The sequence below is a fragment of the Enterococcus sp. HY326 genome, assembly GCF_026157065.1.
Lineage (GTDB): Bacteria > Bacillota > Bacilli > Lactobacillales > Enterococcaceae > HY326.
On sequence record NZ_JANLGQ010000005.1, the window covers coordinates 200,147 to 225,106 of the forward strand.

19 protein-coding genes and 2 pseudogenes are annotated in these 24,960 nt (G+C 40.3%); 7 read left to right on the plus strand and 14 right to left on the minus strand.

From position 1 onward, the window contains the following. The first annotated feature begins 8 nt into the window (after positions 1-8). Positions 9-665, plus strand: a complete 657-nt coding sequence (locus ORH16_RS13735; protein WP_265459420.1) for a response regulator transcription factor — start codon at positions 9-11, stop codon at positions 663-665. Continuing rightward, on the plus strand, positions 666-1,790 hold the full coding sequence (locus ORH16_RS13740; protein ID WP_265459421.1) for a sensor histidine kinase: 1,125 nt from the start codon (positions 666-668) through the stop codon (positions 1,788-1,790). A gap of 85 nt (positions 1,791-1,875) precedes the next feature. Here ORH16_RS13740 and ORH16_RS13745 read toward each other — a convergent pair whose 3' ends face one another. Beyond that, on the minus strand, positions 1,876-3,168 hold the full coding sequence (locus ORH16_RS13745) for an adenylosuccinate synthase (protein ID WP_265459422.1): 1,293 nt from the start codon (positions 3,166-3,168) through the stop codon (positions 1,876-1,878). A gap of 282 nt (positions 3,169-3,450) precedes the next feature. Between ORH16_RS13745 and ORH16_RS13750 the strand changes: the two genes are divergently transcribed. Next, positions 3,451-4,200 carry a class A sortase gene (locus tag ORH16_RS13750; protein ID WP_265459423.1) on the plus strand — a complete coding sequence of 250 codons (750 nt, stop codon included), beginning with the start codon at positions 3,451-3,453 and terminating at the stop codon, positions 4,198-4,200. A 69-nt stretch (positions 4,201-4,269) separates the two neighbouring features. Here ORH16_RS13750 and dnaB read toward each other — a convergent pair whose 3' ends face one another. From dnaB to dnaA, 12 genes are all read right to left on the minus strand, one after another. Beyond that, a complete protein-coding gene (dnaB, locus tag ORH16_RS13755; protein WP_265459424.1) occupies positions 4,270-5,643 on the minus strand; it encodes a replicative DNA helicase in 1,374 nt (457 codons plus the stop codon). A gap of 115 nt (positions 5,644-5,758) precedes the next feature. After that, positions 5,759-6,211, minus strand: coding sequence for a 50S ribosomal protein L9 (rplI, locus tag ORH16_RS13760; RefSeq protein WP_265459425.1), 453 nt, complete (start codon positions 6,209-6,211; stop codon positions 5,759-5,761). A gap of 6 nt (positions 6,212-6,217) precedes the next feature. Further along, the gene (locus tag ORH16_RS13765) at positions 6,218-8,194 is read right to left on the minus strand and encodes a DHH family phosphoesterase (protein WP_265459426.1); all 1,977 of its coding nucleotides are present in this window, start codon (positions 8,192-8,194) and stop codon (positions 6,218-6,220) included. Positions 8,195-9,298: 1,104 nt separating this feature from the next. Next, positions 9,299-9,535, minus strand: coding sequence for a 30S ribosomal protein S18 (rpsR, locus tag ORH16_RS13770; RefSeq protein WP_265459427.1), 237 nt, complete (start codon positions 9,533-9,535; stop codon positions 9,299-9,301). Between the two features lie 25 nt (positions 9,536-9,560). Beyond that, positions 9,561-10,115, minus strand: a complete 555-nt coding sequence (ssb, locus tag ORH16_RS13775) for a single-stranded DNA-binding protein (RefSeq protein WP_265459428.1) — start codon at positions 10,113-10,115, stop codon at positions 9,561-9,563. Between the two features lie 45 nt (positions 10,116-10,160). Next, entirely contained in the window at positions 10,161-10,463 is a 303-nt protein-coding gene (gene rpsF, locus ORH16_RS13780; protein ID WP_265459429.1) for a 30S ribosomal protein S6, read from the minus strand. A gap of 337 nt (positions 10,464-10,800) precedes the next feature. Continuing rightward, positions 10,801-13,311 (minus strand): DNA gyrase subunit A, encoded by a 2,511-nt coding sequence (gene gyrA, locus ORH16_RS13785; RefSeq protein WP_265459430.1) that lies wholly within the window; start codon positions 13,309-13,311, stop codon positions 10,801-10,803. 184 nt (positions 13,312-13,495) lie between these two features. Further along, positions 13,496-15,445 carry a DNA topoisomerase (ATP-hydrolyzing) subunit B gene (gene gyrB, locus ORH16_RS13790; RefSeq protein WP_265459431.1) on the minus strand — a complete coding sequence of 650 codons (1,950 nt, stop codon included), beginning with the start codon at positions 15,443-15,445 and terminating at the stop codon, positions 13,496-13,498. Beyond that, positions 15,442-16,566, minus strand: a complete 1,125-nt coding sequence (gene recF, locus ORH16_RS13795) for a DNA replication/repair protein RecF (protein WP_265459432.1) — start codon at positions 16,564-16,566, stop codon at positions 15,442-15,444. The genes gyrB and recF overlap by 4 nt, the downstream gene beginning before the upstream one ends. Next, complete coding sequence (yaaA, locus tag ORH16_RS13800) at positions 16,553-16,795, minus strand: S4 domain-containing protein YaaA (RefSeq protein WP_265459433.1); 243 nt, start codon at positions 16,793-16,795, stop codon at positions 16,553-16,555. The genes recF and yaaA overlap by 14 nt, the downstream gene beginning before the upstream one ends. Positions 16,796-16,975: 180 nt before the next feature. Beyond that, entirely contained in the window at positions 16,976-18,103 is a 1,128-nt protein-coding gene (dnaN, locus tag ORH16_RS13805; protein WP_265459434.1) for a DNA polymerase III subunit beta, read from the minus strand. A 318-nt stretch (positions 18,104-18,421) separates the two neighbouring features. Further along, positions 18,422-19,756 carry a chromosomal replication initiator protein DnaA gene (gene dnaA / locus ORH16_RS13810; RefSeq protein WP_265459435.1) on the minus strand — a complete coding sequence of 445 codons (1,335 nt, stop codon included), beginning with the start codon at positions 19,754-19,756 and terminating at the stop codon, positions 18,422-18,424. 549 nt (positions 19,757-20,305) lie between these two features. On the opposite strand from dnaA, the gene rpmH reads away from it, so the two are divergent. Further along, complete coding sequence (rpmH, locus tag ORH16_RS13815) at positions 20,306-20,440, plus strand: 50S ribosomal protein L34 (RefSeq protein WP_006703104.1); 135 nt, start codon at positions 20,306-20,308, stop codon at positions 20,438-20,440. A 102-nt stretch (positions 20,441-20,542) separates the two neighbouring features. Here rpmH and ORH16_RS13820 read toward each other — a convergent pair whose 3' ends face one another. Further along, complete coding sequence (locus ORH16_RS13820; protein ID WP_265459436.1) at positions 20,543-21,379, minus strand: MurR/RpiR family transcriptional regulator; 837 nt, start codon at positions 21,377-21,379, stop codon at positions 20,543-20,545. A 121-nt stretch (positions 21,380-21,500) separates the two neighbouring features. Between ORH16_RS13820 and murQ the strand changes: the two genes are divergently transcribed. From murQ to ORH16_RS13835, 3 genes and pseudogenes are all read left to right on the plus strand, one after another. After that, on the plus strand, positions 21,501-22,400 hold the full coding sequence (gene murQ, locus ORH16_RS13825; protein WP_265459437.1) for an N-acetylmuramic acid 6-phosphate etherase: 900 nt from the start codon (positions 21,501-21,503) through the stop codon (positions 22,398-22,400). Positions 22,401-22,418: 18 nt separating this feature from the next. Then, positions 22,419-23,564, plus strand: a pseudogene (gene anmK / locus ORH16_RS13830) (anhydro-N-acetylmuramic acid kinase AnmK). A gap of 70 nt (positions 23,565-23,634) precedes the next feature. Beyond that, positions 23,635-24,935, plus strand: a pseudogene (locus tag ORH16_RS13835) (PTS sugar transporter subunit IIC). Positions 24,936-24,960 lie beyond the last annotated feature (25 nt).

Sequence of the window (24,960 nt, forward strand, 5' to 3'; positions counted from 1 at the left end):
CAAAGAGCGTGGCCAATATTTTAATTGTTGAGGACGAGCAAAATATCAATCAATTAGTGAGCCTGAGTCTAGAAACTGTTGGCCATCACTGCCTCCAAGCCTTCAATGGCATGGAGGCTCTTGCGCTTTTGGCAAATCAGGCTTTCGACTTAATTATTTTGGATATTCAGCTACCAGATATTTTAGGCTATGAGTTAATGCCGACGCTACAGCGTTTAAAAATTCCTGTCATCTTTTTGACTGCCCGTAGTGAGGTTGCTGACCGGGTCAAAGGCTTAAATTTAGGGGCAGAGGATTATCTAATCAAGCCCTTTGCGATTGATGAACTGTTGGCCCGGGTTCAAGTAGTCTTGCGCCGCTTTCAAGTGACTCAAGAGGTTTTTACACTGGATAATTTAAAGGTTCTCTTGACGGAACGCAAGGTTTTTTTAAACGAGGAACCTCTTGAACTACCTCCGCAGGAATTTAATTTACTAGCTGTTTTTATTCAATATAAAAACATGGCTCTCTCCCGCGAACAATTACTGGAACAAGCGTGGGGCCTTGATTACTTGGGGGATATTCGGACGGTGGATGTCCATGTGCAACGTCTCCGCAAGAAATTAAAACTCGAAGACAAATTAATAACCGTCTTTAAAGTAGGCTATCGTTTGGAGGTCAACTAGATGCAGCTATGGAAAAAGAATTTCATTTTTGTCTTCGCTTTGATTGAAATTATTTTATTTACAGCTTTACTAGCCTTCACCAGTCTGAATTTTTATCAAGAGCTGCATAAGGAATTTGCTGCGTTTAATGCTACGGCTACCAATTTGACCTTTCCTCTCTATCGAATGGCTCAAGAGGAGGAGCAAAGCAATCTAGTCTTGCTGGCTTCCTTTCACCAGCAGCAGGGCCTAACCTATGCGCTGACAGATAGCCAAGGCCAGAGTCTTTTTTCCTATCTGCCACCTGAGCTTTCTGAAAATGTAACTGAGGCTAATACCATATTAAAGCAGGATGCTGATAAATATTTTCTCTTAAAACAACAGCTAGTGACTGCAGATGGCACTTACCAAATAGTTTATCTAAAGGACTGCCAAAAGCTCTATCAAAATTTTTACCAGCAAATTCTTTTTGCCGTTGCCTTGGGACTTTTTCTCTCAGCGATATTAGGCGGTGTGCTTTACTGGCAATTAAAAAAAATCTATCGCCCTATTCAAAATTTGGCTCACGAGCTTCGGACACCTCTGACTTTAATTTCCGGCTACTCAGAATTATTATTACGAACAAAACAGCCAGCAGAGAAGCAGTCGTTGATGACCCAAAAAATTTTGACAGAAGCGCGAGCTCTGCAAAAGACGATTGAAGAATTATTAATCGTCGGAAATTTAAAAAATGACGACCTAAAAAAAGGACCCCTGCTGCTTTCAGAAATAGTCCAAAAACTAGCCAGCAATTATTCTGATTTATCCTTGACAATTAGTAACGAAAAAACGATACAAGGAAATCCTGTTTTACTGACTCGACTTTTAGCAAATCTCCTAGACAATGCTCAGCGGGAAAGTCCCCAAATTATCGTAAACATTTCTAGAGGAAATCTGACGATTATCAATAGTATCTCCAGAGAAATTTCCAAAGAAACACTTAGAAAATTAAATAAAGGGCGCCAGCTAACTGCGGCAGAATATGCGGGCAGCGGGCAAGGCTTTCTAATTGCCCGCGAAATTGCCGACCTCCACCAGATGCAATTATCCATTACAGCCACAAAAACTACCGTTGAAGTCCATTTAATAAGCTTAACGAGCTTATAGGCAGCACCTCTTCCCATGATAATAAAGCACAAAAAAAGCTTCGAAAAACAGACAAAACGAACTGTTTTTCGAAGCTTTTATCTTATTAAATCTGTGACCAAACACTTTCCAAAATATTGGTTTGGTTACGGTCAGGTCCGACAGAGAAGGTTGAAATGCGGACGCCGACTAATTCAGAAATGCGGCGCACATAGTTGCGGGCATTTTCTGGTAATTCACCTAACGTGCGACAGCCGGTGATATCTTCAGACCAGCCAGGCAATTCTTCATAGACAGGTTTACAGCGATTCAATTCCTTCAAGCTCGCAGGGTAATGATAAATCAATTCCCCATCTAAATCATAAGCGGTACAAATTTTGACTTTGTCTAGTCCGCTCAAGACATCGATTGAATTTAAAGAGAGGTTGGTAATGCCTGATACCCGTTTAGAGTGACGCATCACAACAGAATCAAACCAACCCACACGCCGCGGACGTCCCGTTGTTGTACCATATTCTTTGCCGACTTCACGAATCTGCTCGCCAGTTTCATCAAATAATTCAGTTGGGAATGGGCCATCCCCTACCCGAGAGGTATATGCTTTACACACGCCAACCACTTTATTGATTTTGGAAGGGCCAACGCCGCTACCGATGGTTACCCCACCAGCTACTGGATTTGAAGAAGTCACGAAAGGATACGTCCCTTGGTCGATGTCTAACATCACGCCTTGGGCCCCCTCAAACAATACACGACGGCCTTCATCTAAAGCATCATTTAAAATCACGGAAGTATCCGTAACATATTTTTTAATTTGTTGACCGTACTCAAAATATTCTTCAAAAATATCGTCAAAATTCATGCCTTCGCAGTCATACATTTTAGTAAACTGGCGATTTTTATCTTCTAAATTAACTTGCAAGCGTTCTGCAAAAATTTCCTTATCTAGTAAATCAGCAATCCGAATCCCAACACGAGCGGCTTTATCCATATAAGCCGGTCCAATTCCTTTGATGGTGGTGCCGATTTTATTTTCACCCTTCGCATCCTCTTGCAATTGATCCAATTTGATATGATAAGGTAAAATTACATGCGCTCGATCAGAAATTCGTAAGTTTTCTGTTGTCACGCCTTGTTCATGCAAATAAGCCAATTCCTTCACCAACGATTTAGGATTGACCACCACGCCATTACCAATGACACTGATTTTATCTTTGTAAAAAATCCCCGACGGAATCAAATGCAATTTGTAAGTCACGCCATCAAATTTGATAGTATGACCAGCGTTGTCTCCACCTTGATAACGGGCAATCACTTCAGCATTTTCACTGAGGAAATCAGTAATCTTTCCTTTACCTTCATCTCCCCATTGCGTTCCAACAACTACGACTGATGACATACGAACACCTCGTTCTAATTATTTTGTCCTGCATTATTGTAACAATTCTCTATCCCATAAGCAAATAAAACTCGAAAATTATTCGGATTTTTTTCTTCAAACTAAGTAAAACACGAACGATTTTATTCGTTTTAAATTTTTTTGAAACTTAAAGGTGAACGAGGGTTGGATTTAATAGCTTCATTTTAATAAAACGACTAACCCTTTAAAAATTTCTTTAAATCGGTTACAGTTAATAAAAGGAAAAGTTCACTTTAGTGGGCAGATTAAAGGGGGGAAATCATGGCCAAGGGCAAAAAGAAACCAGCTGCGAGAAAAAAAGCAACGAAGAAAAAAAGAATCATTCGCTGGGTGGCCAACATACTAGCCGTTTTACTATTACTAATCGGCTTAGCTTTGATTTTTAATGATTACATAAAAGATTGGCTGATTCAGCAAAACACAGATAAATATGCGTTAGAAACGGTCACGAGGGAGGATATTTTGCGCAATCAAAATGCCGATGCAACCTTTGATTTCGATGAAGTGATTCCCATCAGTTCCGAAGCGGTCATTCGGGCGCAATTTGAAAATAATGAATTTGCGACATTAGGGGCAATTGCGATTCCTAGCGTCAACATCAATCTACCAATTTTTAAAGGGACGAATTACGCCGCATTATTTTATGGCGCCGGGACCTTAAAGGAAGACCAAGTAATGGGGGAGCGAAATTATGCGCTGGCCAGTCATAAAGCCGTCAACAATAGTTTATTGTTTGGTCCATTAGAAAATGCCCAACTGGGTGATTTAATTTACCTGACCGATTTAGATCGGGTCTTCACCTACGAAATTTTTTATTCTGAAATAGTATCTCCCTATTCCGGCTACTTAATCGACGACGTGCCAGATGAAACGTTAGTCACTCTGGTAACCTGTAACGCCTCTGGCAGCATGCGGCTAGTGGTCCAAGGACGATTTGTGGAGGCTGTTTCAGTTGATGATGCCTCACAAGCCATGAATGACGCCTTTAGCGTTAGTTTGAACACTTATTAAATGAAAAGCGCCAACTAGAAGTTAGTTTTTGAAGCTAACTTCTAGCTGGCGCTTTTTTATGCTTATTTATTAAAATTCAACTCTTGGTGAAAGGGAGGAAAATTTATTATATTCCTTGATAAAAAGCAGTTCGACTGTTCCCCTGGCACCGCTCCGGTTTTTTTCAATGATAACCTCGACAATATTGTCATTAGCTGGTGGTTCCGGTGCATTATTGTCGTCTTCGCCACCTTCACGATCATAATAGTCATCCCGATATAAAAATGCCACGATGTCCGCATCCTGTTCAATTGAACCCGATTCACGAATATCACTCAAGACTGGCCGTTTGTCCTGCCTTTGTTCCACACCACGAGAAAGCTGAGACAAGGCAATGATTGGCACCTTTAATTCCTTGGCGAGCTTTTTCAGCTGCCGGGAAATTTCCGAGACTTCCTGTTGACGATTTTCCCGACCGGTACCTTCAATCAATTGCAGGTAGTCAATTAAAATCAAACCAAGATTGCCCCGCTCTTGAGCTAACTTGCGGCATTTCGCGCGAATCTCGGTGATTTTTATCCCTGGGGTATCATCAATGAATATATTGGCTTTTGAGAGGCTTCCCATCGCCATAATCAGATTGGACCACTCTTCCTCTGAAAGCTGTCCTGTCCGCAAATGAGCCGCTTCTATGGAGCCCTCAGCACACAGCATCCGATTAACCAGCGACTCTGCCCCCATTTCCAAACTGAAAATGGCTACCGAACGATCCGTCTTCGTGCCGACATTTTGAGCAATGTTCAAGGCAAAGGCTGTTTTACCAACAGCCGGTCGGGCAGCTAAGATAATCAGCTCTTCCGCTTGTAAACCTGCTGTCATTTTATCCAATGCTTGATAACCAGTTGGCAAACCCGTGATTTCTTCATTATTTAAAGACAGGCGTTCAATATTTTGGACAGAGGCAGTTAAAACATCCGCAATTTGTAAAAAACCGCTGCGATTGCGTTTTTCGGCCACTTCCAAAATGCGGGTTTCGGCATCATCTAAAATGGATTGGACATCTTCTCCTTGCTCGAAGCCTTTAGTAACAATGGAGGTCGCTGTTTGAATTAAATTTCTTAAAAGAGATTGCTCTTCAACAATTTTGGCATAATAGCCAATGTTTGCTGCAGTCGGAACACTCATCACCAGCTCCGATAAATAATCAAGTCCACCAGCATCTTCTAAAAGATTATTTTGCTCCAGCTGAGCTTTTACCGTCACAAAGTCAATGGCTTCGTTACGATCACTCAACGTGTTCATTGTTTCAAAAATAATCTGATGACTGCGACGGTAAAAATCTTTGGCTTCAATAAATTCTAAAGCATCCGGCAAAGCATCCGCTTCTAAAAAAATGGAGCCTAAGACGGCCTGCTCTGCTTCAATATTCTGTGGCGGCATACGATCTTGCCAAACTTCTGCCATTTTAAACGCTCCTACTCAGTACCTTCAAATCGTACTGCAATCTAGTGTACCTATTGTAACGAAAAAAAAAGCAATCCGCAACGAGGCAGGATTGCCGGAATCATTAAGATTTCCTTTACTCTTCAGTCACATGAACCGTGATGGTTGCGGTGACTTGCGGATGTAATTTGACTGGGACTTTTGTATAGCCCAACGCTTTGATTGGTTCATTCATTTCCATTTTACGTTTGTCTAATTTTAGTCCAAACTGCTTATTGAAGGCGTCAGCAATTTGCTTAGAGGGAATGGAACCAAACAGACGACCGTCTTCACCGGCCTTAGCTTTTAGTTCAACCACAGTCTCTTCTTTGTCAATCACAGCTTTTAACGCTTCTGCTTCTGCTAAAATTTCTGCTTGATGTTTTTCTTGGGCTTTCTTTTGACCGGCAACCTCACTTAAAGCGCTGCGATTAGCTTCTTTAGCCAAATTATTTTTAAGCAAATAATTTTGTGCATAGCCTGTGGGAACCTCTTTAACTTCCCCTTTTTTTCCTTTGCCTTTTACGTCTTGCAAGAATACTACTTTCATAATCAACTACTCCTCTTCATATAATTCATTGATATTTTCATTAATCGCTTTCAGTAGAACTTCCTTGGCCTGATCAATGGTCATATCGCTTAATTGAGTAGCGGCATTGTTGAAATGGCCGCCGCCGTTTAATTTCTCCATAATCATCTGCACATTAATTGTACCAGAACTACGGGCACTTATGCCAATCAATCCGTCAGTTCGCTTAGTAATTACAAAGGCCGCATTGATTCCGTACATTGAGAGCAACGTGTCTGCGGTCTTAGCAGCCGTCACACTGTCGTATTTGGCCGTTTCAGCACCATTTGCGACAACGATATCAGATGTGACAAACTCGCTCTTAGCAATCAATGAGCTGATTTCTAAGTAGTTGCTTAAATCAGTTGAAATCAAATAGCGAATCATTGGAGCATCTGCACCCACGCTGCGTAGATAACTGGCAACATCAAACGTTCGCGCGCTAGTCCGCACTTCAAAACTCTTCGTATCGACCACCATCCCAGCTAACAATAAGGTTGCTTCCATCTTGTCAAGGTAATTCACTTGACTGCTTTGCTGTTGAACCAATTCAGCAACTAATTCAGAAGCTGACGAAGCCGAGGATTCGATATATGTTAGCAAAGGATTTTCAGGAAACTCCTCGCCTCTGCGGTGATGGTCAATGATGACGATATTTTGAAATTTCTCATAGAGCTTCTCAGAGATGGATAGCGATGGCTTATGGTAATCAACCATCACTAGCAATGAATTCTCCTTAACATTTTTCATAGCATCCTCTGGCGAAATTAACCGCTGCTCCAATTCAGGAACCTTATGGATTTCCTGCAAACAGCGCTGTACATCTGGAATGATTTCCGTTTGATCTAAAACAATCCACGCTTCTTTCTTTGAAAATTCAGCTAGCGCATAAACACCATACGCCGAACCCAACGCGTCCATATCTGGATAACGATGCCCCATAATGTAAATATCTGTTGCCTGTGAAAAAATCCGTTGCAAAGCGGTACTAATTGCCCGACTACGAACACGCGTTCTTTTCGTCTTAGCTGAAGACTTCCCGCCAAAATACATTGGCTTTGCATTATCAGCTACATCTTTAATCACAACCTGGTCACCGCCTCGTATTAATGCCATGTCCAAGTTATTTTGGGCAACATCACCAATTTTATCCAAGCTACCTTCCCCATAGGAAATCCCAATACTAATAGTAATCGGGAAATTTTGATTCTCCGCTTCTTTTCGCAAGATATCTAACAGATCAAATTTTTTCTCCTTCATCTTAGTTAAATCTTCATAGCGGCTGATGAAAAAATATTTTTCTGCATTCAATCTTTTAACATAAACCCCGAAGTCCTCCATCCAGTCAGAAACCAGAGTTGTCAAAAAGGAATTAAAATAAGAAATTTCTTTATCATCCATTTTATCTACAGCATCGTCATAGTTATCAAAGGAAAGCACTCCAACAACTGGTTGACTGTCATAAATCCGTGCCTTGATTGTCTCTTCTTCAGTAATATCAAAAAAATAAGCCAATTGTTTTTCCGCATCAAAACTTACACGATAAGTGTTACGACCTAACTTGAAGGTGTCCTTATTGGATTTCAATAACTCAATCAGGGTTGTTGCAAATTCTTTTCCGTCGATACTTTTCTCAGTAAACATTCGATCCGCATAAGAATTTAACCAATCAATTTCCCGTTTATCATTCCAAACGACAATTCCCATCGGCATTTTTGAAGAAACATAAGAAATCGTTTCTACCGCCTGCCGATTAGCCTCTTTAATTTTTTCATCATCCTTCATCTGTATTGAACGAGTGACAAAAAAATAAATGACCAGCATCAATATATCTAGTAAGAAAAGAATACTGGTGATTAAAACCTGATAATTCACAAAGAAAACGTTGACTAAAACCAACTGGAGAATACATAAGCAAGCCAACAAGATTAAGCTGTTCTTGATTCTTTTTTTTATTTTATTCATGGCCTCGCCTCTCAAAATATATGCTATATTTTATCACAAAACCTTATCTCTGACGAACTTTACTCTTCAAATGTTTCACGTGAAACATTTGAAGAGTAAAGAATGGAATTATTTGGTTTTAGTTTATTTTGGATGAATGTAAATATGTGGTACAAGGGGAAAGAAGATGTGTTACTCACATTTACGTTTTGTAACAGGTTAGTTGTGATTAATTTCGTCAAAGAGTCCAATTAACAATTTTTTTAATCCATTAAAAACTGGATTCGTTTTTATAAGCTATTTGAAATAGAAATCTTAATCAAATAAATAAGTTGTTTTTCCATCATTCTTATCATTATCATTTTGAAGGAATCATCTTTTTAAATGTATCAGCTCAATTCATAACAGAATTCAAAATATTTTATAGACTTATAACAATTCTTATACTGGCTAATCTGAAAAGAAATCTTTCCAGCTTCAGCAAGGAAATCCAAAAAAATAGTTTTTCGTAAAATTGGATTATTTTGAAAATATTCATTTGATATATACTGAGAAGCAGTTTGTTTTTTTATGATGTTCATGTGACCAGTCATATCAATTATTTGCTAAATTCTCTGATTTTTTTTGAACTTAATCAGTAGTATTATATCCCCGTTTTTTTTTTGAAGTCTTTCTTATAATACTTGCATAACTACTCAAAATAATTTTTAAGAAACATAAGTTAATTATACTTCATATTAACGACATATATCATTTTTTTCATTCTAATTATTTAGATTGTTCTTTACTAATTAGTTCAACAGATTTTTTTATAAATTATCATTATCAAAAAAAATCCTTTGATTGATATACAGGAAAGTAATGTTTCAATTTCATTTATCACCAGTAATTGTTAACTTGCTTAGAATTTTACGAATCTTCAACTCGATAACAATTTCAAGTACCCTTCTTAAGCCAAACCAAAAAACATGTAAACAAACAAACAATGCACATACAAATATTCTGTAAAATGCAACGTACTTCTATAAATATACCTACTCTCGTCCAATTCCGTAACACAACAAAAAAAGAACAGAAATTAATTTCTGTTCTCGAAGTATCTTATATTGTAATAAAGATGAACTATTATTCTTCTCCTACGAAAGGTAAAAGACCCATGATTCTTGCTCTTTTAATTGCAACAGTTAATTTACGTTGGTTTTTAGCGCCAGTACCTGTTACACGACGTGGTAAAATTTTGCCACGTTCAGAGATAAATCTTTTTAATAATTCAGTATCTTTATAATCGATGTATTCAATGTGATTAGCTGCGATATAATCTACTTTACGACGTTTACGTCCGCCTCTTCTTTGTTGTGCCATCCTATTTCCCTCCTATCAAAAATTTTTAGAATGGTAAATCATCATCAGAAATATCAATGCTTGAATTGTTTTCAAAGGGATCAGCATCACGGCTGAAGTCAGGCATTGTATTTTGTGGTGATGATCCTTGAGATGTTTGATTAAAACTATTTCCACTATTGTTAAATTGATTGCTTTGATTACCACCAAAATTAGCATTGCTGCTATTGTTGTTGTAACCGCCACCTGATGATCCTGAGCCTTGACGCTGCTCAGAAGCATTACGAGATTCTAACAATTGGAAATTGTCTGCGACAACTTCAGTTACATAAACTCTCTGACCTTGTTGATTTTCATAATTGCGGGTTTGAATGCGTCCGGTCACTCCTAAAAGAGTTCCCTTACGAGCATAATTGGCCATTGTTTCCGCAGGCTTACGCCAAATCACACAATTAATAAAATCTGCTTCACGATTTCCATCTTGGTTTGTAAAATTGCGATTTACTGCTAGAGTAAAAGTCGCAACAGCCGCACCATTCGATGTGTAACGCAAATCAGGGTCTTTGGTGAGTCTACCAACTAGTACAACGTTATTAATCAACTAGTTCATCTCCTTCTCGTAAAAATGAATGTTTCACGTGAAACATTACGCTTCGATTTTAACAATCATATGACGAATGATATCTTCATTGATTTTTGCAAGACGATCAAATTCATTGATTGCATTTGCATCTGAAGCAGCAGAAACGTTCACGATGTGATAGATACCTTCACGGTGACCATCCATTTCATACGCAAGACGACGTTTTTCCCAATCTTTAGATTCTAGAACTTCTGCTCCATTATCTTTTAAGATAGTATCGAAACGTTCAACTAATGCAGTTTTTGCTTCTTCATCAATGTTCGGACGAATAATGTACATAATTTCATACTTCGTAACTTGACTCATTGATTTTCACCTCCCTATGGACTTTAGGCCTTTATTCTTTGATAAAGGCAAGGAGAGTTTTCTACACTGTAGACTACTCACAATTTATCATTATACACAAAATTCTCCACGATTACAACAAATAAATTTTTTTCTCGCTTATTAATAAATTCGCAATTTGAACTAATTTTCTTGAGAAACAGCATAAAAAAGCTGTGAAATTAGTTTTGCAAAGAAAAGTAATTTTCTGAAATAATCATTTAATTAACAAGATTGCCAATTAATTCTATTTCGTAAATTTTTTCTTCGCGTCTACTAATCTCACAGCTGTCTTTTTTAATGGAAAACAATTATGTTACTATTCTTCATTCGTTTCAGTTGTATTGGAATCAGAATCGGTTGTTTCTGTTGACTCAGCTACTTCTTCTGGTTCAGCAACCTCAGCATCAACAATCGCCATTGTAACAACTTTGGCTTCATTTTCCATCTTCATCACCCGCACGCCTAAAGTAGCTCGTCCCGTTTGAGAAACATTGCTGACGTTAAAGCGAATGATAACACCTTTATCGGTAATCAACATGATATCTTCGTCGCCGGAAACAGTTGTTAAACCAGCTAGAGGACCATTTTTACTAGTGATATTGGCGGTTTTAATTCCTTTACCGCCGCGGCCTTTGACTGGATACTCACTGACAGCAGTGCGCTTGCCATAGCCATTTTCAGTAATCACTAAGACTTCTTGATTTTCATCCATAATAGCTGCGCCGACAACAAAGTCGCCTTCCCGCAGACGAATACCACGAACACCAGAAGCGGTCCGACCCATATCACGGGCTGCCGTTTCTGCAAAGGTCACAGAATAGCCTAAGTGAGTCCCGATGATAATATTTTTCTCACCGTTCGTCTGGATAACATTTACCAGCTCGTCATCGTCCTTTAGGCCAATGGCAATTAAACCATTGCTACGGACATTTGCGAAGGCTGTCACACTCGTGCGTTTCACGGTTCCTAATTTAGTAGTAAAGAATAGGTAGTTGCCTTCTTTAGCTTCTCCTGTAACCGCAATGATTGCCTGAATGCTTTCGTTGGAATCAATTCCTAGTAAATTAATAACTGGAATTCCTTTGGCAGTCCGACCGTACTCAGGGATTTCATAACCCTTCGCCCGATAAACTTTCCCAGTGTTGGTGAAGAATAGCAATGTATCATGGGTAGAACAGCTAATCAGATTTTTAACAAAATCATCATCGTGAACGCCCATCCCTTGAACTCCACGACCACCGCGTTTTTGCGCTCTGAATTCAGAGTTCGCTAAACGTTTGATGTAGCCGTTATTAGTTAAGGTAATCACGATATCTTCTTCTTCGATTAAGTCTTCATCTTCTAGACTCAAGACCTCTCCGACTAATAATTCCGTGCGGCGGGCATCGCCGTACTTGCTATTGATTTCGCCTAATTCTGTTTGAATAATTTCAACAACCCGTTGCGGATTGTCCAAAATATCCTTCATGTCGGCAATGAAGGCCAATAATTCTTGGTATTCATTTTCGATTTTTTCCCGTTCCAAGCCGGTTAAACGACGTAAACGCATATCCAAAATAGCTTGCGCTTGCCGATCAGAAAATTCAAAACGCTCAATCATGGTTGATTTAGCTTCATCATCAGAATTTGAACCACGAATAATCGCAATAATTTCATCAATGTGGTCTAGAGCAATTCTTAAACCCTCTAAAATATGCGCTCTAGCTTCCGCTTTTTGTTTATCGAATTCCGTCCGGCGAACGATAACTTCCTTCTGGTGTTCGATATAATTTTCTAAAATTTGTTTCAGATTTAGAATTTTCGGCACGCCTTTTTCAATGGCTAACATATTGAAGCCAAATGAAGTTTGCAGCGAAGTCATTTTATATAAATTATTCAAGATAACAGATGCACTAACATCCCGACGCACATCAATAACAATTCGCATGCCTTCACGGGAAGATTCATCCCGCAAATCGGTAATGCCTTCAATTCGTTTATCCCGGTGCAGCTCAGAAATCCGTTCAATGAGACGGGCTTTATTGACCATGTAAGGCAGTTCCGTCACCAGAATCCGTTCCTTACCGTTAGGCATCTCTGTGACCTCAACACGAGCTCTCAGGGTAATTGAACCTTTACCTGTTTCATAAGCTCGGCGGATACCCGATTTACCCATAACTAAACCAGCTGTTGGAAAATCTGGCCCAGGTAAAACTTCCATCAATTCAGCAATTGTCGTTTCCGGATTTTCCATTAACAAATCAATAGCACTGACTACTTCTGATAAATTGTGGGGTGGAATATTGGTGGCCATCCCTACGGCAATCCCGGTGGTTCCATTGACCAAAAGATTTGGGAAACGTGCCGGCAAAACATCCGGCTCCCGCTCAGTATCGTCGTAGTTGCCGTGGAAATCAACCGTATTTTTATTGATATCCCGCAGCATTTCCATCGCAATTTTACTCATGCGGGCTTCGGTATACCGCATCGCTGCCGCACCGTCGCCATCGACTGAACCAAAGTTACCGTGTCCGTCAACTAATAGATAACGGTAGCTAAAGGTTTGAGCCATCCGCACCATAGATTCATAAATGGCACTATCGCCGTGGGGGTGATATTTACCCATAACATCTCCGACAATTCTGGCAGATTTTTTATGGGGCTTATCAGGGGTTACACCTAATTCATTCATTCCGTATAAAATTCGACGGTGGACCGGCTTCAGACCGTCCCGCACGTCCGGCAAAGCCCGAGCAACAATGACGCTCATGGCATAATCAATGAAGGATTCCCGCATTTCACTGGTTAAATTGACGTCATGAATATTCTCTTTAAACTCTTCACTCACGAAATTCTTCCTCCTATTTCGTTCGCACAATTTGTGATTGTAATTACTGGAAAAAAATTATCCAATTAAAATTTGGAACTGCCTCTTAAAATAAACAGAGCAATTTTTTTGTTAAAATTTTTAAACTTTTTTCCAGCATTGCCAATCACATTTTGCGCAAATTTAAACTTAGACACTGTCCAAATTAAATATCCAAATTTTTCACATAGTGGGCATTTTCTTCGATAAAGGCACGCCGTGGTTCAACCCGATCACCCATCAGCATTTCAAAGACTTGATCGGCTTCAATCGCATCATCGACACTGACCCGCAGCATCATGCGGTTCTCTGGATCCATCGTGGTTTCCCATAATTGATGGTCATCCATTTCCCCAAGACCTTTATAACGCTGTACGTTGGGTTTGGGTGAAGCCGGTAACGCTTCAATTGTCTGCTGTAAAATTTCCTCAGCCTTTTTCCCTGGTTGTACGTAGGTAATTTTCTTGCCTTGTTTCACCCCGTATAAAGGTGGTTGAGCAATATAAACATAGCCGGCTTCCACGATTGGCCGCATGTAACGATAGAATAGCGTCAACAGCAAGGTCCGAATGTGGGCGCCATCGACGTCGGCATCCGTCATGATAACTAATTTATGGTAGCGGGCTTTTGCCACATCAAAATCGGCGCCAAAGCCAGTACCCATAGCGGTGAACAGTGAACGAATTTCTTCGTTGGCCAAAATTTTATCCATGCTGGCTTTTTCAACGTTTAAAATTTTACCGCGAATCGGCAAAATCGCTTGGAATTCCCGATTACGACCTTGCTTAGCAGAACCGCCGGCCGAATCTCCTTCGACGATAAACAATTCGCATTTTTCCGGATCGTTTGACGAGCAGTCAGCTAATTTACCTGGTAAATTGCTGATTTCTAGAGCCCCTTTGCGGCGAGTTACTTCCCGCGCCCGCTTAGCTGCTAAGCGAGCTTTTGAGGCTAAAATCCCTTTTTCCACGACTTTGCGGCCAATGGTTGGATTTTCAAATAAGAATTTTGAAAAATATTCAGAGAATAAACGATCGGTCACTGTCCGAACTTCTGAGTTGCCTAACTTAGTTTTCGTTTGACCTTCAAACTGTGGCTCTGGATGTTTGATGGAAATAACTGCCGTCAAACCTTCCCGAACATCTTCTCCGGAAAGATTTTCATCGTTGTCCTTCATGATTTTTTGCTTGCGGGCGTAATCATTAATCACCCGGGTCAAGGCTGTCTTAAAACCAAATTCATGGGTTCCGCCTTCATAGGTATGGATATTGTTGGCAAAACTCATTAAATTGGTGTGGTAGCCGTCTGTATATTGCATGGAGACTTCCACGATAATATCTTGGGATTCCCCCTCAATAAAGATGGGTTCTTCAAACAAAACATTCTTATTTTGATTTAAAAATTCAACGTAGCTCTTGATTCCGCCTTCGTAATGGTATTCTTTGAATTTTGGTTCAGCTTCCCGCTTGTCGGTAATTGAGATTTTCAAGCCTTTATTTAAAAAGGCTAGCTCTCTGACACGGGTTGCTAATTTATCAAAATTAAATTCGACACCTTCTTTGAAGATTTCAGGATCGGGAATAAAATGAACAGTTGTTCCGTGACGATCTGTTTCGCCAATCATTTTCAAATCGGCTACAACTGCACCTCGTTTGAATTCTTGGTAATAAACTTTGCCTTCTTTATAAACTTTGACGTCTAAATGAGTGGAGAGAGCATTTACCACGGAAGCTCCAACGCCGTGCAGACCACCAGAAACTTTATAGCCGCCTCCGCCGAATTTTCCGCCGGCGTGCAATACGGTAAAGACAGTTTCCACCGCCGGACGACCAGTTTTCGCTTGGATATCAATCGGAATCCCCCGACCATCATCGATAACGGTAATACTGTTGTCTTCTTCAATCACTAAATCAATTGTTTTAGCAAAACCAGCGAGGGCTTCATCGATACCATTGTCGACAATTTCCCAAACTAGGTGGTGCAGGCCTTCTGTGCTGGTGGAACCGATATACATACCAGGCCGTTTACGCACGGCCTCCAAGCCTTCTAAAACTTGGATTTGACTGGCGTCATATTCTTTTGCTTTATCTAATAAACTTTTTTCTTCTTCTGTCATTCAGACTCTTCCCTTTCTATGCTGCCTTGGGTCACATAAAAAATTTCTGGTGTGACCGCCATCTTCCCTTTAATATGCTCCAGGGTAGTGGTGGTTAAAAATGTTTGAACCTTCCCTTCAATCGTCTCTAGCAATTGCATCTGACGCTGATCATCCAGTTCACTCATCACATCATCTAATAATAAAATCGGGTATTCTCCCGTTTGGGCCTTCATTAAATCAATTTCGGCTAGCTTAACGCTTAAAGCAGTCGTTCGTTGTTGGCCTTGAGAACCATAGGCCTGCACATCCTGCTCGTTGACGCGAAAAATCAAATCATCCCGATGGGGACCCACCGAAGTGGCGGTTTTAAAGAGCTCCCGTTGTCGATTTTTCGTTAGCGTGGCTAAAAAAATGTCACGAATCTCTTCGGTGCTCTGTTCTTTGGTAATTCCTAGCGAGCTGAGATACTCAATTTTTAAGGTTTCCCTTTGATTGCTGATTTTTTGATGAATTTGGTTCGCCCAAAATTCCAGCTCCTCGATAAATTTTAGCCGCTGAAAAAGAACCTTGCTGCCAAAATCCGCCAGCTGTTCTGACAAAATATCTAAATACAATAAATCCTTTTGCTTTTTATCAGCAAGTTGTTTGAGATATTGATTGCGTTGCTTGAGAATTCCCTGATATTGCACCATATCATAGAGATATAATGGATTGATTTGACCCAGTTCCATATCGAGGAATTTGCGGCGTAATGCGGGGCTGCCCTTGACTAATGAGAGGTCTTCGGGGGCGAATAAAATCACATTCATCTGGCCAATATAATCGCTTAATTTTTTCTGCTCTAAATAATTGACCTTTGTTTTGCGACCTTTTTTTGATAATTGAATTTCTAAAGGGATTTTGCTGGTTTTCTTTTCGATAACGCCTTTGACGGTGGCTAAATCAGCGCCCCAGCGAATAATCTCCTGCTCGTGACTCGTGCGGTGACTGCGGGTCATGGCTAAAAAATAAATGCTCTCCAATAAATTGGTCTTGCCTTGAGCATTTTCCCCTAAAAAAATAGTGAGGGAACGCTGAAACGTCAGGTCGACTGTCTGATAATTGCGATAATTTTTTAAAGACAGTTCAGTCAGCTTCATTCTCAGCCTGTTCCTTTTTTACCATAAAAAAAGTACCTATTTCAGGTATCTCCACCATCATATTTGGATAGAGTTTGCGGCCCCGGCGATTTTCCGGTTCGCCGTCGACAAAGACAGCTTTCTCCGCTAAAAACCATTTCGCTTGACCGCCGCTGGAAATCACGCTGATTTCCTTTAAGAGTTGGCCTAACGTCATGTACTCAGATTCGAGATAGACATTACTTTTCACAAGCATCCCTCATTTTCATAAATCTTACATATATTATACCATTTTACAGAGAGAAAACCAAATTATCCCGCCATAAAATTGCCTATGAGCAGATTTAATTCATTTAAATAGTTTTTAACCCAAAATAAAAAAAAGGCTTAAAATTGAATTTAAGCCTTTTTAAACGATTTTATTAAAATATCAGCTAGTTCTGACAGGTGTAATCAACTGGGTAAATTGCTGACTGTCTTCTGTCGGTGTTAACGTGAAGGGACGAATTGGTGAAATAAAATTGACGGTGATATTCATATCGCCAAAGGCCCGCAACGCATCCTTCATATAATCAGGGTTGAAGGAGATTTCTAGTGGATCTCCCGTGACAGCTTCATAGTTTAAAGCTTCTTCAACTTTCCCAATTTCCGGACTATTTCCCGATAAAACTACGGCTTCAGAAGTAATCGATAATTTCACGATGTTATTGCGGCTTTCATGGGACAGTAACGATGCCCGTTCAATGGCCGACAATAAACTTGGAACGGAAAATTCAATCGTTGTATTGAAGCTTGTCGGAATCAAACGATTAGTGTCAGGGTAATTCCCTTCTAATAAACGAGAGTAGAAGGATAAGGTCTGGGTTTTAAAGAGCACCTGATTTTCCATGATGGAAATTTCAACCATTTCCTCATCGTTTGCTAAAGAGCGGGATAATTCTGTCAAGCTTTTGCCGGGAATGACGATATTAAAATCTTCCCCTTGCTGAATCGGAATAATCCGTTGGCTCATCCGGTGGGAATCCGTTGCCACAGCTAATAATGAATTATCCGCTAAAACAAAATGAACCCCAGTTAAAATTGGGCGGCTTTCATGCTGCGAAACGGAAAAAACCGTTTCGCTGATTAATTTATTTAAGACATGGACCGGCAGTTGCATTTGGTTAGTCGTACTGACTACCGGTAAGTGCGGGTAATTGTCAGAATCCAAGCCGTTGATAGTGAAATTCGCTTTACCGGAAGTAATCGCAACTTGGCGACTTTCTAAAACTTCTAAAGTAAATTGATCCTCTGGCAGCTTGCGGATAATTTCTCCGAAGAAGCGGGACATTAAAACAATTGCGCCAGTCGATTCAATCGTTAAATCGGCTTTTTCAGTTTCAACACTGAGAAAGGTTTCAATGGAAATATCGGCATTGCTCCCGGTTAACGTCAGGCCCTCCGAATCTAAACTAATTTTCACCCCAGTTAAAATCGGAATTGTAGTTTTACTGGAAATTGCCCGTTGAACAGTTTGCAATTCAGCGAGGAAAACATTGCGGGACATAGTAAATTTCATTTTCGACACTCCTTGTTGTAATAAATTCATGATGCAATTAAAGCAAGCTCTGTTTAATGGAACACAGCAGATTTATTGATAGCTTTTTTATTATAAAGAATTTTTCAAGATTAAGCGAATCAAGTTGGTCTGTTTTTCAGGTTTCAACATCCTGCTGAGAAGCAGTCTGTTTAGTTAATTAGTATATAAAATAAATAAAAGTAGTAGTAGGCCCTGTTTATATTGTGGAAAACTCTGTAAAGCCTACGCAAAATCAGATTTATCCACTGTGGAAAACCTGTGGATAAAATTAAATAGTTTCCCTTACTTTTCCACAGACTAATTGATAAGCAGATTTTTGATCTCGCTGATTTCCCGTTGGATTGCAGGATCTTTGTTTAAGAGCTGTTGAATTTTTTCGTGGGCGTGAATCACAGTTGTGTGATCTTTGCCGCCAAATTCAGCGCCAATTTTTGGCAGTGAATTATCCGTCAGCTCACGGGATAAATACATGGCAATTTGGCGGGGAACTACGATACTTTTGACCCGTTTTTTGCCTTTTAAATCTTTGACTTGCACATGGTAGTATTTGGCGACTTCTTCTTGAATATTTTGAATCGTCAGCTGGGCCGAAGTCGTAGTATTCAATAAGGTTTTCAAAGCCTCAGCTGCTAAACTCGTGGTGATATCAGAGCTTTTAATAGTAGCATAGGCCTGAACCCGTACCAAAGCCCCCTCCAATTCACGAATATTGGAATCAATTTGTCCAGCAATATAACTCAAGGTATCTTCGGGAATTTCTAAACGTTCCCCTTCGGCTTTTTTCCGCAAAATCGCAATCCGTGTCTCTAAATCCGGCGGCGTAATGTCAACCGACAATCCTTGGGCAAAGCGGGAGACGAGACGATCCTGCAATTTAGGAATTTCATTTGGCAGGCGATCACTACTTAAAACGATTTGCTTTCGTTCATTATGCAAAGCATTAAAGGTGTGGAAAAATTCCTCCTGCGTCCCTTCTTTATCCGCAAAAAACTGAATATCATCGACTAATAGCAAATCGACATAGCGATATTCCTGACGAAATTCCTCAGATTTCCCATTTTTAATTGAATTAATATAGTCGTTGGTGAAGGTTTCACTGCTGACATATTTTACTTTGGCGTTAGGATTGTTGGCCAACATCTGATGGCCAATAGCGTGCATCAAATGGGTTTTCCCTAAACCAACGCCTCCATAAAAGAATAGAGGGTTGTAATCAGAGGCTGGATCTTCGGCAACGACTAAAGCAGCTGCATGGGCGAATTGATTCCCTTTACCGATGACAAAGGTGTCAAAGGTATATTTGGGATTGAGGAGAGCTTTATGGGCCGAATTATTTAGGACGTCTTCAGCCACGGGCACTTCCGCAGTCTGCTGCTCCATTAAAGCATCCGGCGTCACAAATTGCGGAATAATTTCCTGACCAGAAAGACTAAAACCGACTTCAATTACTTTTGAAGCCAGTTTGGTTTCCCAATAATTTTTATGTACTTCACTTGGTACTTCAATTGTTAATTGATTATTTTTTAATTCTAAAGGCGTAGCCGACTGAATCCACGTGTCATAGCTGGCAGCATTCATTTTTTGCTGATATTCAGCCTTGAGGCGTTCCCATAATTCATCTAAAGTAACCATTCTTTTCTCCTAATTAAAAAGTGTCGCAAACAGATATGTTTAATTTAGCACGTTTAGCAAAAGTTTTCCACAGAAATCAATTAAAAAAATCAAGACTCTAAAAAGATATCCACAAGGGTGAAAAAGTTAAAAAAGACTGTTCACAACTGTGACAAAAAAATTATCCACAAAGCAACTTTTCGTGTGCATAATTCGCATTTTACACAAGTCTATCTCAGTCGCATGTGGATAAGTATTCCTGTTGTAACAAGCTTTTTTAGAGTTTTTAACACACTTTTGAAAAGTTGTGGAAAACTTATAAAGAGTCTTTTTGCATGTGGATATCTTTTTGGTTAACTAAATTAAAACTTTTTCCACAGAAATTTTTTTCACAGATATCCCCAAGCAATTTTTTCAATCTGTGGATAAACTTTGAAAAATTTTTTTGGTTGGAGTCAGAAAAGTTGGGGATTTCTAACAAAATTTGATTGACAAAGAACTTTTGTACCTTGTATAATGTCAAGGTATGTCTGTATAGATAGATAGTAGGTATAGTGGAGGTGGATTACAGTGAAAAGAACATACCAACCAAACAAACGTAAACGTCAAAAAGTTCACGGTTTCCGTAAACGTATGAGCACTAAAAACGGCCGTCGCGTTTTAGCAAGCCGTCGTCGTAAGGGCAGAAAAGTTCTTGCAGCCTAAGTCACTGATTATAGTGACTTTTTTTTATGCGCATTTTTCTCTATTAATAAGCAAAAAAGGAATTTCGATGTTGCCATCGAAATTCCTTTTTTGCTTATTAATTTAGCGGCCGTACTTTTTAATCAGGCCGCGGGAAGCATAAATCTGCTGAGCATAGCTGGGATTTTTACTGATATAGCTGTAAAACAAAATATCCACCAGAAATAATTGCGTGAAAAGTGAATTGGTGGCGGCACTGCGAAAGGCGGTTTCCTTTGGAACAGAGGTGGCCAGCTGGAAATCACTTAATTTCGCCAGTGAATTAGTGCCAATCTGAGTCAGCGAGATGACGGGCACATGGACTTCTCTAGCAGTCTTAGCTAAATGCAAAATATCTTTGGTTTCTCCAGAATTTGACACCAGCCAAAGAGCAATATTTTTGCGATTGATTAATTGCGGCAACAGGACATGGACGTCCCGCTCAAAAATCATGCTTTTGCCGATGCGGGTCCACTTTTGCTTAATATCTTCAGCAATGATGCTGGAGGCCCCGACACCAAAAACAAAACAGGTGTCCACCTCCTCTAATTGCTGAACAATAGCCATGATTTTTTTTTCGTCTTGCAGATCATTGGATTCATCAAGGGCCAGCTTGGCATTGTTGAGCATTTTTTTGCTCATTAAATGAAAGGGCTCGCCAAAGGCAATGTCGTCGTAGCCACTGCTGGTTTCAGCGGATTCTTCTGCTAAAATTGCCAGTTTAAAATCCGGCAGGCCGTGATAGCCGATTTTTTTGATAAAACGAATGACTGTGGCGGCACTGACTTCAGCAGCATCGCCAATTTCACTGGCGGTCATTTTAGGAATTTCAAAAATATTCTCGGTCAAAAAGTCAGCAATCTTTTTTTCTACCTTCGTATACTGCTCCTTCATCACATCAATTCGAGCGATTATTTTCATAAAAATCCTTCTTTCTTGAAATGCTATTTCATAAATTGAATTAAAATATTGATTTTTTATTTCTTTTCAATTATTATTATAGCAAATGAAAACACATTCAAAAAGAGGAGAGGCCAGAAAGATGCAAGAAAATTTGAGTCAGCTCTCGACGGAAAAAAGCAATCCAGAAAGCGCAGCTCTTGATTCCTTAACCGTGGAGCAGGCATTGGCGCTGATGAATCACGAGGATCAAAAAGTTGCGCCGGTTATTCAAAAACATTTAGCGGAAATTACGCCATTAGTTGAAAAAGTGATAGCGACTTTTAAAGCTGGCGGCCGCTTAATTTATCTGGGGGCTGGTACCAGCGGCCGCTTAGGTGTTTTGGACGCAGCCGAATGCGTCCCGACCTTTGGCGTTGAGCCGACGATGGTTGTCGGCTTGTTAGCCGGTGGAGAAAAAGCGATGATTACCGCCGTCGAAGGCGCTGAGGATTCCCCTGAACAAGGTGCAGCGGATTTAAAAAACATTCAGTTGAAGAAAACTGATTTTGTTTTAGGAATTGCTGCCAGCGGACGGACGCCTTACGTGATTGGCGGCCTGCAATATGCCAAAGAAATTGGTGCCGCTACCGGCAGTTTGGCTTGCAATTTGCAGGCGAAAATCAGTGAAGCTGCCGATTTTCCCATTGAAGTGGACTTTGGTCCTGAGGTGTTGACAGGCTCCACCCGTTTAAAAGCCGCCACCGGTCAAAAATTGATTTTAAATATGATTTCAACGATTAGCATGGTGGGCATCGGCAAGGTTTATAAAAATTTGATGGTGGATGTCAAACCCACCAATGAAAAATTAAAAAATCGGGCCCGCCGCATTATTATGGCAGCCACGGATGTCGATTTTGAAACAGCCGATCAAGCTTATCTAGCAGCAAATCGCAATGTTAAAGTCGCGATTATTACCTTATTAACTGGTTTAGATGTGGCAACCGCCGCCGCTCATTTAAAAACGGCTGACGGCTATGTCAAGGAAGCTTTAAAACTATAAAAAAGAGGAGGGGGACCTATGCTAGCCATTGGTTTAATGTCCGGCACTAGCTTAGATGGTGTCGATGCTGCATTGGTGGAAATTGACGGTGCTGGTCTGACAACGAAAGTCCAGCTGCTTGATTTTTTGACGCTGCCACTGACGGAAGCAACAAAAGCGCAAATTAAACTAGCCTGCGACCCACTTGCTTCGACAACACCTCTAATCAGCCAGCTAAATTTTAAATTGGGGGAGATTTTTCTAGAGGCTTGTCAAAAACTGATTGAAAAAAATCAGCTCAGCAATCAAGCTATTGATTTTGTCGCCAGTCATGGGCAGACGATTTGGCATCAACCGCAAAAAACGGTGGACAATACCCCCAACACATTGCAAATCGGCGAAGCTTCTGTGATTGCCTATGGCTTGCAGACGATGGTTGTTTCAGATTTTCGGGTGATGGATGTGGCGGCTGGTGGAGAAGGGGCGCCATTAGTTCCTTATTCTGAGTATTTGCTGTATCACAATGACCAACAAACCCGCCTGCTGCAAAATATCGGCGGCATCGGTAATGTCACTGTCATTCCCAAGGAAAATGATTTTTCAAAAATTAGTGCCTTTGACACCGGTCCGGGCAATATGATGATTGATGAGGCGATGGGGCAATTATTTCAAAAGCCCTTCGATGAATCAGGCCAGACAGCTGCTAGCGGTGAAATAATTCCTGCCTTGCAAAAGGAATTACGCAATCATCCTTATCTTAACGAGCTCCCCCCAAAAACCACCGGACGGGAGGTCTTCGGTAAATTTTTTGTCGAGGAGCTTTTAAAACGCTACGCAGCAGAAAAACCGGCCGACATTATTAGAACGTTGACGGACTTCACGGCCTTTTCAATTGCGGATAGTTATCAAAAATTTATCTTGCCGTAAACAGGTCCAGATGTTGAAGTGATTATCGGTGGTGGTGGCGCTTACAACCAATTTTTGTTGGCTTGTCTGCAGACTTATTTGCCAGATATTTCTGTTAAAACCCAAGAATCACTAGGCTTTTCCAGTGAAGCTAAAGAAGCGATTGCCTTTGCAGTTTTAGGCAATGAAACGTTGCAGGGCAATCCTAGCAACGTGCCTTCAGCGACCAACGCTATACGGCCAGTGATTCTCGGCAAAATAATTTACAGTCCATTTTGATTGTGACAGGTCTAAGCGACTAGCTGACCTGAAACAATTTTTAGGAAATATATTTTAGGAGGAAGAAAAAATGTTAGAAAAGTTTACCAATTTTGTTGAACTGCGTTTAGGCGGTCCAATGGAAAAGCTAGCGAATCAACGACATTTACGTGCGATTCGTGATGGGATCATTGCTACTTTGCCATTAATTATTGTTAGTTCTTTTTTCATGATCTTAGCCTTTCCACCATTGCCGCAAGACTGGGGCATCTACAAGTTCTTGTCTGAAAATGCAGCAACGATTCTCTTACCATACCGCATGACGATGTACATCATGAGTTTGTATGCCGCCTTTGGGATTGGCCACAGCTTGTCGAAATCTTATAAATTAGATGGCTTGTCTGGTGGGATTTTAGCAACAATTGCCTTTTTATTAACCTTTACACCCGTGAATATTCCCGCAGAAGCGGCTGATGCAGCTGGCGCAGTTGGTTTTGTTTTACCGATGGCCAACTTAGGTGGTTCAGGAATGTTTGTGGCAATTATTACATCAATTTTAGCGGTTGAAGTCTATCGCTTAACTGACAAATCAAAATTCAAAATTACCATGCCGGAACAAGTACCACCGGCAGTTGCCCGTTCGTTTGAAGCGTTGACGCCTACTTTAGTAATTATTTTAGGTATGGGCATCATCACTTATTACATCGGCTTTGACTGGCATTCATTTATTTCCACTTTAGTTAGTCCTTTAGTAAAGGCTGCTGACTCGTTACCAAGTGTTCTTTTGATAACCTTCTTGACAACGTTCTTCTGGTCCTTTGGGATTCACGGAATGTCAATTATCGGCTCATTGGCTCGGCCGTTATGGTTGCAACTTTTAGAAGGCAATACCACAGCCTTAGCCAATGGCGATGTGTTACCAAATATTGCCGCAGAACCTTTTTACCAATGGTTTATCTGGATTGGTGGTGCTGGTTCAACAATTGGTTTGGCTATTTTACTAGCCTTCCGCACCAAATCACAATACGGTTCAAATTAGGGAAGACGGCTTTAATTCCAGCAATTTTCAATATCAATGAACCGTTAATTTTCGGAACCCCAATCGTTTTAAATCCGATTTTAATTCCGCCATTTATCTTAGCACCTTTAGTAAATGGTACGATTGCTTGGATTGTGACTTCCCTTGGCTGGGTCAGCCGGGTCACCGTCACCGCACCGTGGACACTGCCTGGGCCAATTGGTGCCTACTTGGCAACCGGTGGGGATTGGCGCGCAATTGTTTTAAACGTTGTCTTGATTTTATTATCTATTTTAATTTATTATCCATTCGTTAGAGTGTATGATAAAAATGAATTGGATAAAGAAAACAAGTCAGAAACAGTTACTGAATAAGCTAAAGCGGCTGGGTCGATGCAGG